The organism is Microbacterium rhizosphaerae (genome assembly GCF_034120055.1).
GTDB classification, from domain to species: Bacteria; Actinomycetota; Actinomycetes; order Actinomycetales; family Microbacteriaceae; genus Microbacterium; species Microbacterium rhizosphaerae.
Map to the genome: position 1 here is coordinate 186671 of NZ_CP139368.1, position 16242 is coordinate 202912.

General features: G+C 69.2%; 17 protein-coding genes. 9 read left to right on the plus strand and 8 right to left on the minus strand.

The genetic code is table 11. From position 1 onward, the window contains the following. The first annotated feature begins 37 nt into the window (after window positions 1-37). Entirely contained in the window at window positions 38-790 is a 753-nt protein-coding gene (locus tag SM116_RS00855; RefSeq protein ID WP_320942580.1) for an alpha/beta fold hydrolase, read from the plus strand. Window positions 791-794: 4 nt separating this feature from the next. Here the strand turns inward: SM116_RS00855 and SM116_RS00860 are convergent, their stop codons facing one another. From SM116_RS00860 to SM116_RS00870, 3 genes are all read right to left on the minus strand, one after another. Continuing rightward, the gene (locus SM116_RS00860) at window positions 795-1607 is read right to left on the minus strand and encodes a shikimate 5-dehydrogenase (RefSeq protein ID WP_320942581.1); all 813 of its coding nucleotides are present in this window, start codon (window positions 1605-1607) and stop codon (window positions 795-797) included. 5 nt (window positions 1608-1612) lie between these two features. After that, window positions 1613-3052 carry a DHA2 family efflux MFS transporter permease subunit gene (locus SM116_RS00865; RefSeq protein WP_425563242.1) on the minus strand — a complete coding sequence of 480 codons (1440 nt, stop codon included), beginning with the start codon at window positions 3050-3052 and terminating at the stop codon, window positions 1613-1615. A gap of 194 nt (window positions 3053-3246) precedes the next feature. Next, on the minus strand, window positions 3247-3897 hold the full coding sequence (locus tag SM116_RS00870; RefSeq protein ID WP_320942583.1) for a PadR family transcriptional regulator: 651 nt from the start codon (window positions 3895-3897) through the stop codon (window positions 3247-3249). 113 nt (window positions 3898-4010) lie between these two features. On the opposite strand from SM116_RS00870, the gene SM116_RS00875 reads away from it, so the two are divergent. The 6 genes from SM116_RS00875 (at window position 4011) to SM116_RS00900 (ending at window position 9155) form a co-directional block, all read left to right on the plus strand. Then, on the plus strand, window positions 4011-4433 hold the full coding sequence (locus SM116_RS00875) for a pilus assembly protein CpaE (protein WP_320942584.1): 423 nt from the start codon (window positions 4011-4013) through the stop codon (window positions 4431-4433). Window positions 4434-4452: 19 nt separating this feature from the next. Then, window positions 4453-4806: a hypothetical protein gene (locus SM116_RS00880; RefSeq protein WP_320942585.1), complete on the plus strand. Its 354-nt coding sequence runs from the start codon at window positions 4453-4455 to the stop codon at window positions 4804-4806. A gap of 30 nt (window positions 4807-4836) precedes the next feature. After that, window positions 4837-5742 carry a phosphoribosylaminoimidazolesuccinocarboxamide synthase gene (locus SM116_RS00885; protein WP_320942586.1) on the plus strand — a complete coding sequence of 302 codons (906 nt, stop codon included), beginning with the start codon at window positions 4837-4839 and terminating at the stop codon, window positions 5740-5742. Window positions 5743-5749: 7 nt separating this feature from the next. Next, window positions 5750-6766: a hypothetical protein gene (locus tag SM116_RS00890; protein ID WP_320942587.1), complete on the plus strand. Its 1017-nt coding sequence runs from the start codon at window positions 5750-5752 to the stop codon at window positions 6764-6766. Window positions 6767-6849: 83 nt separating this feature from the next. Further along, window positions 6850-8187, plus strand: a complete 1338-nt coding sequence (locus SM116_RS00895; RefSeq protein WP_320942588.1) for a uracil-xanthine permease family protein — start codon at window positions 6850-6852, stop codon at window positions 8185-8187. A 68-nt stretch (window positions 8188-8255) separates the two neighbouring features. After that, window positions 8256-9155 carry a VOC family protein gene (locus tag SM116_RS00900; protein WP_320942589.1) on the plus strand — a complete coding sequence of 300 codons (900 nt, stop codon included), beginning with the start codon at window positions 8256-8258 and terminating at the stop codon, window positions 9153-9155. 9 nt (window positions 9156-9164) lie between these two features. Here the strand turns inward: SM116_RS00900 and SM116_RS00905 are convergent, their stop codons facing one another. The 5 genes from SM116_RS00905 to SM116_RS00925 all read right to left on the minus strand — a co-directional run bounded on the left by SM116_RS00905 (window position 9165) and on the right by SM116_RS00925 (window position 15009). Continuing rightward, window positions 9165-10175: a LacI family DNA-binding transcriptional regulator gene (locus SM116_RS00905; RefSeq protein WP_320942590.1), complete on the minus strand. Its 1011-nt coding sequence runs from the start codon at window positions 10173-10175 to the stop codon at window positions 9165-9167. Window positions 10176-10207: 32 nt separating this feature from the next. Then, window positions 10208-11647, minus strand: coding sequence for a GH1 family beta-glucosidase (locus SM116_RS00910; RefSeq protein WP_320942591.1), 1440 nt, complete (start codon window positions 11645-11647; stop codon window positions 10208-10210). A 35-nt stretch (window positions 11648-11682) separates the two neighbouring features. Further along, the gene (locus tag SM116_RS00915) at window positions 11683-12588 is read right to left on the minus strand and encodes a carbohydrate ABC transporter permease (RefSeq protein WP_320942592.1); all 906 of its coding nucleotides are present in this window, start codon (window positions 12586-12588) and stop codon (window positions 11683-11685) included. Further along, the gene (locus SM116_RS00920; RefSeq protein ID WP_425563222.1) at window positions 12585-13667 is read right to left on the minus strand and encodes a carbohydrate ABC transporter permease; all 1083 of its coding nucleotides are present in this window, start codon (window positions 13665-13667) and stop codon (window positions 12585-12587) included. The genes SM116_RS00915 and SM116_RS00920 overlap by 4 nt, the downstream gene beginning before the upstream one ends. Window positions 13668-13728: 61 nt before the next feature. Beyond that, window positions 13729-15009, minus strand: coding sequence for an ABC transporter substrate-binding protein (locus tag SM116_RS00925; protein ID WP_320942593.1), 1281 nt, complete (start codon window positions 15007-15009; stop codon window positions 13729-13731). A gap of 278 nt (window positions 15010-15287) precedes the next feature. On the opposite strand from SM116_RS00925, the gene purS reads away from it, so the two are divergent. After that, window positions 15288-15536: a phosphoribosylformylglycinamidine synthase subunit PurS gene (gene purS, locus SM116_RS00930; RefSeq protein ID WP_320942594.1), complete on the plus strand. Its 249-nt coding sequence runs from the start codon at window positions 15288-15290 to the stop codon at window positions 15534-15536. Beyond that, window positions 15533-16240, plus strand: coding sequence for a phosphoribosylformylglycinamidine synthase subunit PurQ (gene purQ / locus SM116_RS00935; protein WP_320942595.1), 708 nt, complete (start codon window positions 15533-15535; stop codon window positions 16238-16240). Before purS ends, purQ begins: the two co-directional genes overlap by 4 nt. The last annotated feature ends 2 nt before the right edge of the window (window positions 16241-16242 follow it).

Consider the following 16242-nt stretch of genomic DNA (forward strand, 5'->3'; position numbering starts at 1 on the left):
CGCCACCTCTTGCTGTGCGCGGGGCAGACTGGGGGACATGTCCGACACGTGCCCGGCCGTCGTCCGGGTCGGCGACCTGCACGTCGAGGTCAGCGGAGCCGGCTCGACGGTGCTGCTCATCCACGGCAACTCGGGCGACCTGCATTACTTCGACGACATCGTGCCGGTGCTGGAACGGCACTTCCGGGTCGTGCGCATGGACTGCCGCGGACAGGGACGCTCGGCGCGCGGCGATGGGCCGCTCACCATTCGTCGCATGGCCGACGATGCGGCCGACGTCATCCGCGCCACGCAGCAGGACGGCGAGCCCTTCGGGGTCGTGGGCTTCTCCGACGGCGCGAATGTCGCCATGTCGCTGGCCATCCATCACCCCGACGCGGTCTCGGCGCTCGTCCTGAACGCGGGCAACATCCGGCGCTCCGGTATGCACCGCATCGTGCGCGCCCACCTGTGGCTGGTGCACGCGCTGCAGCGGATGCGGCGCCCCACCCCGCTCGTGAGGCAACGGCACGAGCTCAATCGCCTCATGCTCGATCAGCCCGGGATCCCGCGGGCGGCGCTCGCTCGCATCGCGGTGCCGACGCTCGTCCTGGCCGGGGCGCCCGACCTCATCCGACGCGCCCACACCCGGATGATCGCGCGGACCATCCCCGGCGCGCAGCTGCGGATCGTCCGCGGGGGAACGCACTTCCTGATGCGTCTGATGCCCGACGTCGCGAATCCGATGATCGATGCCTTCCTGCGCACGGGGATCGCACCCTTGGACGGCCCGCTCGTCGTGGACCGCTGAGACCCTACTCCCGGGAGAACGCCGAGGCCCGGGCCACCTGCTCCGGCGTGATCGCGACCCCGGTGTAGCGCTCGAACTGGCGCGCGGCCTGCAGCGCGATGACCTCCGCCCCGGTGATGACCGGCGTGCCCGCGGCGCGGGCGGCGACGATCAGCGGGGTCTCGGCCGGGAAGGCGACGACATCGAACACCGTATGCGCCGCATCCACCTGCGCCTGACCGAAGGCGAGGGTCTGCGCATCCGGACCGTCCATGCCGAGCGGGGTGACGTTGACGATGACGCCTTCGACGGGTGCCGGGTCGCTCTCGACCCAGCGGTAGCCGTAGGTCGAGGCCAGCGCCGTGCCGGCCTCGCGATTGCGGGCGACGACCGTCACGTCGTCGAAGCCGCTGCCGTGGAACGCCGCGACGACGGCCTTCGCCATCCCTCCCGATCCGCGGACGAGCACCGGCAGCGCCGGATCGACCGCATGCTCGGCGAGCAGCTGGGCGACGGCTTCGTAGTCGGTGTTGGATGCCGTGAGCCTGCCGTCGTCGTTCACGATCGTGTTCACGGACTCGATGGCCGCCGCCGACTCCTCGAGGTCGTCGACGAGCGGGATCACGGCCTCTTTGAAGGGCATCGAGACCGAGCACCCGCGGATGCCGAGCGCGCGCACGCCGCGGATCGCGCCCTCGATGTCGTCGGTCGTGAACGCCTTGTAGATGAAGTTCAGCCCGAGCTCGTCATACAGGTAGTTGTGGAACCGCGTGCCGAGATTCGACGGACGCCCCGACAGCGAGATGCACAGGGACATGTCCTTGTTGAGGATCGGCATGCGGGCTAGGACTCCTCGACGGCGGTCCGGGCATCGACCCACTCGTGGCGCTGGCCCGCCTTCAGCAGGTGCGTCGGGCGCTTCATGAACAGCACCACGATGACGCCGAGGGCCATGACGGCGGCGGGCAGCAGGATCGCCTGCGCCATCGCGGTGGCGAAGCCGTCGACGACGAACGACGGCAGCTTGCCGCCGCCGAAGCCGGTCGTGTTGCCCGTCGCGTGGGGGAACTGCGCATCCAGCCGGCCCTGCATGAAGGCGGCGATCGCCGCCGAGCCGAGCACCGAGCCGACGGTCCGCGTCGTGTTGTAGATGCCGGCGCCGGCGCCCGCCTGCCGCGGGGGCAGGTTGCGGGTCGCGGTGGTCGCAAGCGGCCCCCACATCCCGGCGCTCGCGATGCCGATGAGCAGCGACGGCAGGAGGAAGAGCCACACCGCGGTATTCGGATCGCGCATCAGCCACGCGTTCCAGCCGATCGCGATCACCATGAGCGACAGACCGGGCACGAGCAGCACGCGCGGATCGACGTGGTCGAGGATGCGGCCGGCGATCGGCGAGAGCACGCCGGCGGCGAGCGCCATCGGGATCATCAGCAGCGCCGCCTCGGTCGGCGTGAGGCCGCGAGCCAGCTGCAGGTAGAACATGTACGGCAGCGACATGCTCGTGACGACGAAGCCGACGATCGCGATGCCGCCGTTCGAGACCGAGAAGTTGCGGTCGCGGAACAGCTCGAGCGGCACGAGCGCCTCGCTCTTGGTCTTCGCCTGCTGCCAGATGAACAGGCCCAGCAGGACGACGCCGGCGATGATCATGGTCCAGATGCGGGCGTCCCAGTTCCACGACTGGCCCTCCTGCAGTCCGAAGACGATCAGGAAGAGGGCCGCGGCGCTCAGGAAGACGCCGACGATGTCGAACCTGTGCTCGTGCGTCTTGAGCTTCGGCACGAGCACCGCGGCCAGCACGAAGCCGACGATGCCGACCGGGATGTTGACGAAGAAGATCCACTCCCACCCGAGGCCGTCGACCAGCAGGCCGCCGGCCAGCGGTCCGACGAGCATCGCGACGCCCGACGTCGCCCCCCACAGGCCCATGGCCGCACCGCGGGACTCGGCCGGGAACGTCCTGGTGATGACCGCCATCGTCTGCGGGGTCATCATCGAGGCGCCGAAGCCCTGCACCGCGCGGAAGAGGATCAGCATCCCGAGGGTCGGCGAGAGGCCGCAGCCGAGCGAGGCGAGCGTGAAGACCGCGAGCCCGATGAGGTAGATGTTCTTCGGCCCGAACCGGTCGCCGAGGCGGCCGGTGATGAGCAGGGGCACCGCGTAGGCCAGCAGATATGCGCTCGTCACCCACACGACGTTGTCGAGGTTGGCGGAGTCGGGGTCGAGCGCCGCCTTGATCGCCGGATTCGCGACCGAGACGATCGTGGTGTCCACGAGGATCATGAAGAAGCCGATGACCAGCGCCCACAAGGCGGGCCACGGGCTGCGGGGCTTGTGCCCGATCGCGTAGGCGCCCGTGATCGGGCCGCCGGAGGCGGGAGCGGATGCCGTCGTCTTCTTCTGCGCCTCCGCGGCGCCCGTCTCGGCGGCGGTCATCGCCTTCGCCTCGGCGCGCGTCGTCGGCGCTGCGGGATCTGTCATATCGATGCCTTTCGCAAGATCGTGTGCAAGCCGGTCTCGGCCGATGCGGCGAGATCGGTGTCCTCCTCCGACTCGACGTCGATGCCCCACGGGAATCGACACTGGTCGAGATCGAGAAGGAAGCCGTCGAGCCATTCGAGGTCCGCGGCGAGCAGTGCGGCCTGTCGACCGCTCTGCACCAGGTACTGCTCCGGCACGCGGCGTTCGCGGGCCTTCGCGACTCCGTCGGCGAAGAGCCGATGCTCTCCGGCCAGGGCCGCGCGCCGCTCGGTCAGGAGATCGATGACCTCGTCCCGGTCGATGTTGTGCGACTCGGCGAGCGCGACGCGGAACTCGACCGGCCGGTCGATCCGCGGCAATTCCGCACGCACCCAGGCAGCGACGGCCTCCTGGCCGGCATCCGTCATCGTGTACGTCGTTCGCTCCGGCCTCTTGCCGTCCCGGTCGACGCGCACCTCGGCCAGCAGCCCGTGCTTCTTCAAGCGGGAGACCGTGTGGTAGAACGTTCCGTTCGTGAGCGCGAGCAGCCGGTCGTGGTGGCGCAGGCGCATGAGCCGCATCATCTCGTACGGGTGCATATCGCCCTCGCGCAGGAGTGCGAGCGCCATCACGCCGAGAGGCGTGAGCTTGCACGCGTCATCCGTCACGGTTGCTCCATCCCGATTAGTCCACTTGGACTATACGCGACTACCGCCGGACTGTCGAGATCCACGGCCCGCCCGGGCGATCGACGCTTCGTGCATACGCGTAGCCTGACCTCATGATCAGCCGGGACCTCGCCATCGCTCTCAAGGAGGCCGGCCTGCGCTGGCATCCGGAATCGGGTGACCGTTTCCAGCTCGCCCTGTCGAGCGATGTCGAGCCGGAGGTCGAGGCCGACGTCTTCACCGTGAGCGACATGACGATCGAGTCGCGCCGGACGCCGAGCGGCGTGACGATCCTCGCGTTCAACGGCACCACCGAATGGGCGCTCGACGCCGTCTCCGTGGAGGAGGCGATCTGGCTGCCTGCGGAAGAGCAGCTGCGCGAACTGCTGCGGGGAGCGTTCCGCAGCCTGCGCCGGCTTCCGGACGCGTATGAGGTGGAGGCCGAGATCGCGGGCGAGCGACTCCGGTTCGAGCATCCGGATGCCTCCGAGGCCTACGGCATGGCGCTGCTCGAACTCGTCACCCGGTCGCGCTGACCGGCGTACGCTGTGGCGCATGGCCTCGAATGGGCACGCGCGGCGCGAGAAGTTCCCCGAGTCGTACGCGATCTTCGACCGACTGACCGCGGAGTACGCGCAGCGCGACGGCGTCGCGCTCGGGCGGATGTTCGGCTCGGAGGGTCTCAGCATCCGCGGCAAGGTGTTCGCCTTCGTCGGGTTCACCGGCAGCCTTTTCGCGAAGCTCCCCGAGAAGCGCGTCGGCGAGCTCATCGAGAGCGGGGATGCCGACCCCGCCGTCATGCGCGATCGGCCGATGCGCGAGTGGGTCACCGTGCGCGCCGACATGCCCGGCACGTGGTCGGGCATCGTCGCCGAGGCGTACGAGTTCGTCGATTCGATCACGCCCTGACGGGTGGTTCCGCGGCGGGATAATGGGCTCGTGACCCACGATCTCCCCGGCTGGCGGCATGTCTACTCCGGCAAGGTGCGCGACCTGTATGCGCCCGACGACGCCTCGACCGGCTCGGGAGGCGGGGGCGATGGCCGCGCACAGCGGATGCTGGTCGTCGCCAGTGACCGGGTGAGCGCCTTCGACCACGTGCTCTCCCCGGACATCCCCGGCAAGGGCGCGCTGCTCACCGCCCTGTCGCTGTGGTGGTTCGACCGGCTCGCGGGCGGAGACGACGGGCGCAGCATCCCGAATCACCTCGCCGAGGGCGAGATCCCGGATGCCGTCGCCGGGCGCGCGATGCTCGTGCGGTCGCTCGACATGCAGCCGATCGAGTGCGTCGTGCGCGGCTACCTCACCGGTTCGGGCTGGAACGAGTATCGCGAGCACGGGACGGTGTGCGGCATCCGCCTGGAGTCCGGCCTCCGCAACGGCGACCGTCTGCCGGCGCCCATCTTCACCCCCGCGTACAAGGCTCCCCTCGGCGAGCACGACGAGAACATCACGTTCGAGAGGACCGTCGAGCTCGTCGGCCTCGAGCGCGCGGAGGAGCTGCGCGACCTGTCGCTCGAGATCTACGAGCGGGCAGCCGCGACGGCCGAAGAGCACGGGCTGATTCTCGCGGACACCAAGTTCGAGTTCGGCGTCGACGAGGACGGCGTGCTCACACTGGCGGACGAGGTGCTCACGAGCGACTCGTCGCGCTACTGGGATGCCGCGGCCTGGGCCGCCGGCACGACCCCCGACGAGCGCATGGCGAGCTTCGACAAGCAGATCGTGCGCGACTGGCTCGCCGCCCATTGGGACAAGACCGGCGAGCCGCCGGAGCTGCCGCAGGACGTCGTCGCCCGCACCGCCGACCGCTACCGCGAGCTGCTGGAACGCCTGACCGACTGAGCGGATCATGCTCAGCGACGAGGAGTCCGCCGAACTGGCGGAACTGCGCCGTCGCGCCTGGGGCGAGACCCCGGATATCCTCGACGACCCGGCGGCGCTCTCCCGGCTCGAGGAGCTGGAGGACAGGGCCCGTCCCGACCGCTCCCCGAGCGTCGACCGGTCCCCGAGCGTCGACCGGTCTCCGAGCGTCGACCGGTCCCCGAGCGTCGACCGGTCCCCGAGCGTCGACCGGTGCCCGAGCTTGTCGAGGGGCGGCACCGACGATCAGCGCAGGGACGACCCCTCGACAGGCTCGGGGACCGCGGTTGGCATGCCGACGGAGGATCCGGTTGAGCGAGGGAGCGCCGGCGACCGAGACGAGACGCGGGACGCAGAACCACGTTCCGACCCGCACGAGCAGACGCCACCGGACCAGCCGCGCACGGGCGCGAAGCGCGGCATCCTGCTCGTCCTCGGGGTCGTCATCACCGTCGTCGCCCTTGCGGCCGGGGTGCGCAGCATCCTGAATCCGGCATCCCCGCCCGCGACCGCCTCCCCCAGCCCCACGTTCGCGTTCGCGACGCCGCGGATTCTGCCCGCCCTCGCGTGCGGAGACGGCTGGGGACCACCCAGCAGCCTGTCGACACCCGCGGGCAAGCCGGTCTGGAGCCGGCAGTTCGACTTCCCGATCAGCGAGACGTGGGTGATGCCCCACCGGGGCGCCCGGATGGTCGGCGTCTGGGCGAACCTCGATGTGGATGCGGGGACGATCTCCGACGTCCAGGTCGTGAGCCCGACGACCGCCCGCCTGTTCTACACGGCGGCGAGGACCTGGACCTCTCCGCCCTCCCCCGACGAGATCATCGCGAACAGCAAGCCGGGCATCGTGCTGCCGATGTGCGACAACCCGGACAGCTATCCGGGGTTCATCCTCGCGCGGGCGCCGGCGTGCGTGACGCTCGAGTTCACCGTGGCCGGCACCGCCCACTACACGGTTCGCACGCCCGTCGGCCTCGACGAGGGCGCCCGCTGCCCGACGCCGTGACGCCGGGGCCGGCATCCCTATGCACGGCCTGTGCGCCGCCGATATCGTGAATCAGCCTTTCCACTGAGCACGAGGAGCGATGCATGGCGATCTGGAAGATCCACGGCAATGGGCGCACCGTCGAACCCGGTCAGGTCGTGCGCCCCGATGAGCGGATGAGCTGGCCCGCCACGGTCGCGATCGGGGCGCAGCACGTCGTCGCGATGTTCGGCGCGACGTTCCTGGTGCCGATCCTGACCGGCTTCCCCGTCTCGACGACGCTGTTCTTCTCCGGCATCGGCACGATCCTGTTCCTGCTCATCACGCGCAACCGCCTGCCCAGCTACCTCGGGTCGTCGTTCGCCTTCATCGCCCCGGTGACCGCCGCCGTGGCGTCGTCGAAGGAGACGGGCATGGGCACCGCCCTCGCCGGCATCGTCGCGGTCGGCATCCTGCTCGCCCTCGTCGGTCTCCTCGTCCAGTTCGTCGGCGTGGGGTGGGTCGACCGGTTCATGCCACCGGTCGTCGCCGGCGCGATCGTGTGCCTCATCGGCCTGAACCTCGCGCCCGCCGCGTGGAACAACTTCAAGGTGCAGCCGCTCACCGCGACCATCACGCTGACGGCCGTCATCCTGTTCAGCGTGCTCTTCCGCGGATTCCTCGGTCGGATCTCGATCTTCCTCGGCGTGATCGTCGGCTACATCGCGGCCGGCATCCAGGGTCAGATCGACTGGAAGGCCGTGAGCGGCGCCGACTGGGTGGGACTCCCCGAGTTCCACCTGGCGAACTTCACTGCGCCGGGCACGTGGGCCGCGATCGCGATGTTCCTGCCGGTCGTCCTCGTGCTCATCGCCGAGAACGTCGGGCACGTGCGCGCGGTCGCGACCATGACCGACAGCACGGTCAACAAGGAGACCGGGCGCGCCCTCATCGCGGACGGCGTCTCGACGACGGTGGCCGGCCTGTTCGGCGGATCGGGCACGACGACCTACGGCGAGAACATCGGCGTCATGGCCGCCACCCGCGTGTACTCGACGGCGGCGTATTGGGTGGCCGGGCTCGTGGCGGTCCTGCTCGCGCTGTCGCCCAAGATCGGCGCCCTCTTCAACACGATCCCGGCCGGCGTGCTCGGCGGCGCCACGACCGCGCTGTACGGCCTCATCGGCATCATCGGCATCAAGATCTGGGTCGACAACCGCGTCGACTTCTCGCGCCCGGTGAACCAGTACACCGGCGCGGTCGCACTCGTCATCGCGATCGCGAACTTCACCATGAGCTGGGGACAGTTCCAGCTCACCGGCATCGTGCTCGGCGCGGCAGCGGCCCTGCTGATCTACCACCTCGGCAACGCGATCGCCCGCGCGCGGAAGACGGGCGCGGATGACGGCGGTCCGATCCCGGCCGTCGGGCCCCTCGGCGGAGACCCTGTCGAGGCCGAATAGCTCCTGATCGCCCGCCCGGAGATTGTTGCCGCGGGAACAATCTCCGGGCGGACGGCGTTGTGACCGGTATGAGCGAGTTCACGACCGGATCCGAGCGGCGGGCGACCCAGGATCGCATCGCCGCCGACACGTCCATGGGCGCTGTGACCCTGCTGGTCGCGGATCTGGATGCGATGATCCGCTTCTACCGGGATGCCGTGACCCTCGAGCTGCTGACGGCCGACGGCGGTGCCGCCGTCCTCGGTCGTGCCGGACGGCCGATCGTGATCCTCCGGCACGAGCCGACCCTGCGCCATGCGACCCAGGGATCAGCCGGCCTCTACCACACGGCGATCCTGTTCGAGTCGCAGACGGCTCTCGCCGCCGCGCTCTCGTCGGTCGCGCGCAACGCACCCGGGACGTTCACCGGCAGCGCCGACCACCTGGTCAGCCAGGCGTTCTACTTCACCGATCCGGAGGGCAACGGCGTCGAGCTGTACTGGGATCGGCTGCGCACCGAGTGGTCGTGGGCGCACGGGCAGGTGCAGATGGACACCGTCTACCTCGACCCGAACCGGTACCTGCGCGAACACCTGACGGAGGATGCGCTGGCCGGATCGACGGCTCGGGATGCGGCATCCGTCGGTCACGTCCATCTCTCGGTCGGCGACGTGCGCACCGCTCGCGCCTTCTATGTCGACACGCTCGGCTTCGACGCGACGGCGACCCTCGGCGACACCGCGCTCTTCGTCAGCGCCGGCGGCTATCACCACCACATGGCCATGAACGTGTGGAACTCGCGCGGCGCCGGTCCCCGCATGCCGGCCCTCGGGCTCGGCCGCATCGATCTGGCGCTTCCGGATGCCGACGCCCTCGGCTCGCTGCAGGAGCGGCTGCGCCACCGCGGCTTCGCCGTGCGCGACGACGGCCGCACACTGAGCTTCGACGACCCGTGGAACAACGCGCTGCACGCTGTCGTCGCCGGCTGAGAGCGGCGATCAGGCGGACTCCCGGACCACCAGCCCCGTCGGCATGATGCGGGAGTTCGGTATGGCGATTCCCGCGAGCCGGTCGATGAGCATGCTCGCCATCTCCTCGCCCTGGAGGAACGACGGCTGACGCATCGTCGTGAGCGCCGGAGAGACGGAGGTCGCGATGGGCGAGTCGTCGAACCCGATCAACGCGACATCCTCCGGTACGCGCAGCCCCGCGGCGGCGAGGGCGTGCAGAGCACCCCGGGCCATCAGATCGCTGGCCGCGAACACCGCATCCGGGCGCTCCCCGGACGCGAGGATCCGACGCATCGCCTCGGCTCCGCCCTCATCCGTGAAGTTGCCGTTCTCGACGGCGCCCGGGGTGAGGCCCGCAGCTGCCAGCGCCTCCCGCCATCCCGTCAGCCGGTCCATCGCCGCAGGCATCGTCTGCGGACCCGTGATCGTCGCGATCCTCCGGTGGCCCCGCCCGATGAGGTACTCGGTCGCCTCCCGGCCGCCACGCACGTTGTCGACGTCGACGTAGTAGTCGTCGTCGCGCAGCTTCACCGGCCGGCCGCCGTAGACGACCGGCACGGCGTCGGCGATGCGGTCGATGAACGTGTCGCTCGTGTGGTGCGAGACGATGATCGCGCCGTCGACGTTGCCGCGGCTGAGGTAGCTCGTCATCTTGTCGCCCGGGTCGCTGTTGGCGATGAAGAGGTTCAGCACGTAGTCCGACCGAGCGATGCGGGCGTTGATGCCCGACACGATGGCCGCGAAGAACGGGTCTCCGAAGAACCGCGTCGTCTCCTCGGGGACCACCAGCGCGATCGCGAGCGTCTGACGACTGGCGAGCGACCTCGCCGCACGGTTGGGAACGTAGTGGAGGTCCGAGATGGCCTTCGACACGGCCTCCAGCGCCGAGGGGCTCACGGAGGTCGCGCCGTTGACGACGCGCGACACGGTCGAGCGCGAGACGCCCGCGGCCGCCGCCACCTCTTCGATCGTGACAGGCGATGGCAGCCTATCCGTCATGTCGCTCCCTCCGCGCTGCGCCGCTGCAGCACTCAGATCGTGCGCGTCCGTGCGATCCGACTGTACGCGAGGCCGCTGTCCTTGACCGATCGCTCCTGGGTCTCGTAGTCGACGCGCACGATGCCGAACCGCTTCTCGTACCCCCACGCCCACTCGAAGTTGTCGAGGAGCGACCAGTAGAAGTAGCCTCGCACGTCGACGCCGGCGTCCACCGCATCCAGGATCGCGCCGAGGTGGCTCTCGACGAAGTCGACCCGCTCCGCATCGTGGATGCGCGTCTCGCCGTCCTCGACGACGGCGACGTCGTCGTACGCGGCGCCGTTCTCGGTGACGAAGAGCGACACCCCCGGCTCGGCGGCATACTCCTCCCACACGCGCACCAGCAGGCGCGTGAGGCCCTCGGGCTGCACCTCCCAGTTCATGGGGGTGCGCGCCAGGCCGCGATCGTGCCAGTGGATACCTGTTTGCGACGGGAACGGCGAGTCCGCGCGCCGGCCCGTCGGTGCGTCGCCCGGGGCCGGCGGGTCGGCCGGCTCGTGGCCGCCGACGTAGTCGCCGTGGTAGTAGTTCACGCCGAGCGTGTCGATGCGCGTCGCGATGGCCTCGAGGTCGCCCGGGCGCACGGCGTCCTCGAATTCCGCCACCGCGGCGGAATCGACCACGCGGATGTCCTCGATGATGTCGGCCGGGTACGCGCCCCGGAACACCGGGTCGAGGAACCAGCGGTTGAACTGTCCGTCGATGCGCCGTGCGGCGTCGACGTCCGCGGGGTCGGCCGCATCGACCGGGTCGGCCACCGTGAGGTTGAGGGTCAGCCCCAGGTTCAGCGTCGCGTCGCGCCTGCGCAGCTCGCGCACGGTCTGGCCGTGGGCGAGGAGGAGGTGGTGGGATGCCAGCATCCCCTCGGCGATGCTGTAGTGCCCCGGCGCGTGGATGCCCGCGGTGTAGCTGAGGAACGACGCGCACCACGGCTCGTTGAGCGTGGTCCACACGTTCACGCGGTCACCCAGCGCGTCGTGCATCCCGAGCGCATACTCGGTGAACAGATCCGCGGTGTCGCGGCTGGTCCAGCCGCCCGTCTCCTGCAGGGCCTGCGGGAGGTCCCAGTGATAGAGCGTGAGCCAGGGCAGGATGCCCGCATCCAGCAGCTCGTCGACGAGGCGCGAGTAGAAGTCGACGCCCGCCGCGTTCACCGGGCCGCCGTCCGGGCGCACGCGCGACCACGAGGTCGAGAAGCGGTACGTCTCCAGGCCCATGCGCTTCATGAGGGCCACGTCGTCGCGGTAGCGGTCGTAGTGGTCGCACGCGATGTCGCCGTCGTCGCCGTTGATCACCGCACCGGGCACCCGGCAGAACGCGTCCCAGATCGAATCGCGGCGACCGTCCACGTGCGCGGCGCCCTCGATCTGGAAGGCGGCCGTGGCCGCTCCGAAGAGGAAATCGTCCGGGAACGCACGAGGCGTCGAGTGCATCTCTGTTTCCTTTCCGGATGCGATGAACGCCGAAGTCATCCCTTCACCGCGCCCGCCATAATGCCACTGACGAGCTGCTTTCCGGCGAAGACGAACAGGATCAGCAGGGGGATCGTCGACAGCAGCACGCCGGCGAGCACGATCGAGTAGTCGACGAAGTGGTTGGACTGCAGCAGCGACAGCGCCACCGGCAGTGTCGGGTTCTCCCGGTCGAGGACGATGAAGGGCCAGAAGAAGTTGTTCCATGCCGAGATGAACGTGAACAGGCCGAGCATCGCGACCGCCGGCCGCGCAGCCGGGAGGCCGACGGTCAGGAAGGTGCGGAACGAGCTCGCACCGTCCACCCTCGCGGCTTCGATGAGCTCGTCGGGGACCGCCTGGCGCAGGTACTGCGTCATCCAGAACACCCCGAACGCCGTCACGAGGGCGGGGACGATAATCGCGCCGACCTGGCCGGTCCAGCCGATATCGCTGAAGAGGATGTAGAGAGGCACGACGCCGAGCTGCGTGGGCACGGCCATCGTCGCCACCACGAACACCAGCAGCACGCCGCTGCCGCGGAAGCGCAGCTTCGCGAACGCCCAGCCCGCGAGGGTCGAGAAGAAGACGACCGACAGGGCGATGAGCGCGGAGCTCCAGATCGAGTTCCACAGGGCCGCCCAGAAGTTGACCGCGGGGTCGTCGACCACCTTCGCGGCGTTGGCGAAGAAGTTGCCTCCCGGGATCCACGACATGTTGGGGTCGCGGATCGTGTACGAATCGCCCGAGCCGATGAGGAGCGACCAGTAGTACGGGAACACCGAGCCGAGGATCATCGCGCCGAGGAACGCGTAGACGACCCAGCCGGGGCGCGTGCCGCGCAGGCCGCGACGCCGGGGCGCACGCGCGACCGCTTCCTTCGAGGCACTGGTGGTGACGGGGGGTGTGTCGAGGGCGGTCACGAGACCATCTCCTTCGCGGCGAGCAGGGCGGCGTCCGATGCCAGTCGGCGGCGGGCTTCGCGCGCGGCGGCTCGGCGCTGCGCCCTGGTGAGCACGCCTCGCCCTCCCTCATCACGGACGAGGGAGCGGGTGACGAGAAGATTGATGACGCCGATGACGAGGATGATGAGGAAGAGGATCCACGCGAGGGCGGCGGCGCGGCCGAAGTTCCACTGGCCCCAGCCGATGTCGTACAGCCAGAGGGTGATCGTGAGCCACTGGCTGTCGGGACCACCGGTGCCGTACTGGTCGTACATGCGCGGCTCGTCGAAGATCTGAAGTCCGCCGATCGTCGAGGTGATGATGACGAAGATCAGCGTCGGCCGAAGGCTGGGCAGCGTGATCGCGATGAACTGGCGGATCCTCCCGGCGCCGTCGACGACCGCTGCCTCGTAGTAGTCGCGCGGGATGGCCTGCATGGCGGCCAGCAGGATCAGCGTGTTGTAGCCGGTCCAGCGGAAGTTGACCATGGTCGCGATGGCGATGTGGCTCGCGAAGGCGTTGGAGTGCCACGGGATGGCGGGGATGCCGACGTGCCCGAGCAGCGTGTTGATCAGGCCGTAGCGGTCGCCGAACATGTTGCTGAAGATCAGGGCGACGGCCACCGGCGCCATGACGTAGGGCAGCAGCACGCCCATCCGCCAGAAGGTCTTGGCCCGGATGTTCTGGTCGAGCATCGCGGCGATCACGATCGCGACGACCAGCTGCGGGATGCTCGACAGCAGGAAGATGCTGAAGGTGTTGCGCAGCGCGATCCAGAACTTCGGGTTGGAGAGCACGTACTGGTACTGCGCGAACCCGATGAACTCGCCGGTGTTGCGGACGAGGTCCCAGTTCATGAACGAGATCACCGCCGTGTACGCGATCGGGAAGAGCCCGACGACGATGAACAGCAGGAAGAACGGCGAGACGTAGAGGTACGGCGAGAGCTTCAGATCCCACTCGCTGCGCCTCCGGCGCAATCCGACCCGTCGGGGGGACTTCGGTGTGCCGCCGGGCGCCGCCGTCACGGCGTCGGGGCGAATAGTCGTCGTGGTCACGACGCTCCCTCGAGAAGGGGATGCTGCGGGCCCTGCTCGAGCCCGCAGCATCCGGCTGTCGTTACTTGATGGCCTTCACCTCGGAGACCCACTGGTCCCACGAGGCCTGGGCGTCCTGCGTGCCGTCCTCGACGCGGGTCAGCGCCTTCTGCATCGCGTCGTTGATCTGGAAGTAGTACTGGCCCTTGTACGGAGCGACCGTCACGGCCTTCGCACGGTCGGTGAAGATCTGTCCGACCGGTGCGCTGTTGAAATAGTCGTTCTTGAAGTCGAGCAGCGTGCTGTCCTGGAGAGCCTTGGTCTGGCTCGGGAAGGTGCCGGCGTTCACGAACGCCTTGATCTGCTGCGCGGGCGCGGTCAGCCACGAGGCGAGCTCCTGGGCGGCCTTCACGTGCGCGCCGTTCGCGGGCACGGTCAGGTAGGAGCCTCCCCAGTTGCCGCCGCCGTTCGGGAAGACGTTCGCGACGTCCCATGTCTTGACGTCCTTGGCGTTGCCGGAGATGACGCCGAGCATCCAGCCCGGGCAGAGCATCGTGGCGAAGGCGCCGTTGGACAGGCCCGCCATCCAGTCGTCCGACCACTGGCCGAGGTGCGCCGACTGCGTCTTGGACGCGGCGGTGACCTGCTGGTAGACCGCCTTCACATCCGGGTTCGTCGTCGCGGTGATCTTTCCGTTCTTGGGGTTCTCGTACGCGGCCTCGACCTGGTTGATCATGCCCTGGTAGGTGCCGCCGGCCGAGTCGAACCACGCCTTGCCCGTGGCCTTGACGTACTGGTCGCCGACCGCGAAGTACTTCGACCAGTCGCCCTCGAGGAGCTTCGAGACCGAATCGCGGTCGGTCGGCAGGCCCGCGGCCTTGAACAGATCCGAGCGGTAGCAGATGGCCTCGGGGCCGATGTCGGTGCCGTACCCGATCAGGTTCCCCTTCTTGTCGGTGGCCATGTCCGTCTTCCAGCCGAGCCAGCGGTCCTTGTCCGCGGCGGGCACCGGCGCGAGCAGGTCGGAGTACTTCATGACCTCCGGCAGCCAGTCGACCTCGATCGCCTCGACGTCGGCGAGGCCCTTCTTGCCGAGCTTCTGGAAGTAGTTCGCGCGGGCGTCGTTCGACGTCGCCGCCTTGGTCTGCTGAACGGTGACGTTCGGGTGCAGCTTCGTGTACTCCTTCAGCAGGGCGTCGGTGTAGCCGAAGTCGTTGAACGTCGCAACGGTCAGCGTGATCTTCTCGTTCGGGTTGCTCGACGATGCGCCGCCGCCGCTGCCGGCGCAGCCGGCGAGCATGATGGCCGTCGTCGAAGCCGCGACCGCGATGAGCGCGGTGCGACGCAGTGCTCGTGTGTTCACGTGTCACTCCTTTGTGGGTCTGGTGCGGGCGTGCGGTCCCTCGAGCGTGGGAGCGCTCTCACCGCACGGGAGGAGACGTTATGGGATCGCTCCCATGATGTCAAGGGAGCGCTCCCATCACCCATGTCCGACCCCGCGGTGAGGCATGCCGGGCGCCCCGTAGACTGGATGCATCCCCGCCCGCGACGAAGTCGCCCGTACAACGCCGACGAAGTCGCCCGCACAACGCCGACGCAGACCGCCTCTGCACGTCGCCCACTCCGCAGTAGGGAGCCGCAATGCCCACCATCGTCGTCGACGTGATGCCCAAGGCCGAGCTTCTCGACCCGCAGGGGAAGGCGGTCGCCGGTGCGCTCGCCCGCCTCGGCGTCGAGTCCTTCAGCGGCGTGCGGATCGGCAAGCGCTTCGAGCTGACCGTCGACGGCCCCGTCGACGACGCCGTGCTCGAACAGGTGCGCGACATCGCCGCCGACGTCCTGTCGAACTCTGTCATCGAGGACGTGGTGGGCGTCGAGGTCGTGGAATGACCGTCCGCATCGGGGTCATCACCTTCCCCGGGTCGCTCGACGACCGCGACGCGCAGCGCGCGATCCGCATGGCCGGGGCCGAGCCCGTGGCCCTCTGGCACGGCTCGCACGACCTCGAGGGCGTCGACGCCCTCGTGCTGCCCGGCGGGTTCAGCTACGGCGACTATTTGAGGGCCGGTGCGATCGCGGCGCTCTCGCCGATCATGACCGAGGTCACGCAGGCCGCGTCGGCCGGCATGCCGGTCCTCGGCATCTGCAACGGCTTCCAGATGCTCGTCGAGGCCCACCTGCTGCCAGGCGGACTCATCCGCAACGCCCACCAGCAGTTCATCCGCCGCGACCAGCGACTGCGCGTCGAGAACGCGGACACCGCATGGACGTCCGCCTTCACGCAGGGTCAGGAGATCATCACGCCCCTGAAGAACGGCGACGGCGGCTACATCGCGGATGCCGAGACCCTCGCCCGCATCGAGGGCGAAGGCCTCGTCGCCTTCCGCTACGTCTGCGTGAACCCCAACGGCTCGCTCGACGACATCGCGGGGCTCACGAACGAGCGCGGCAACGTCGTCGGTCTCATGCCGCACCCGGAGCACGCCGTCGAGCCGGGCTTCGGCCCCGATACCCGCGCGGCGATGCGCTCCGGGATCGACGGCCTCGGATTCTTCACCTCGGCCATCGACGCGGTCGTCTCCGCGGCGGCCTGAGC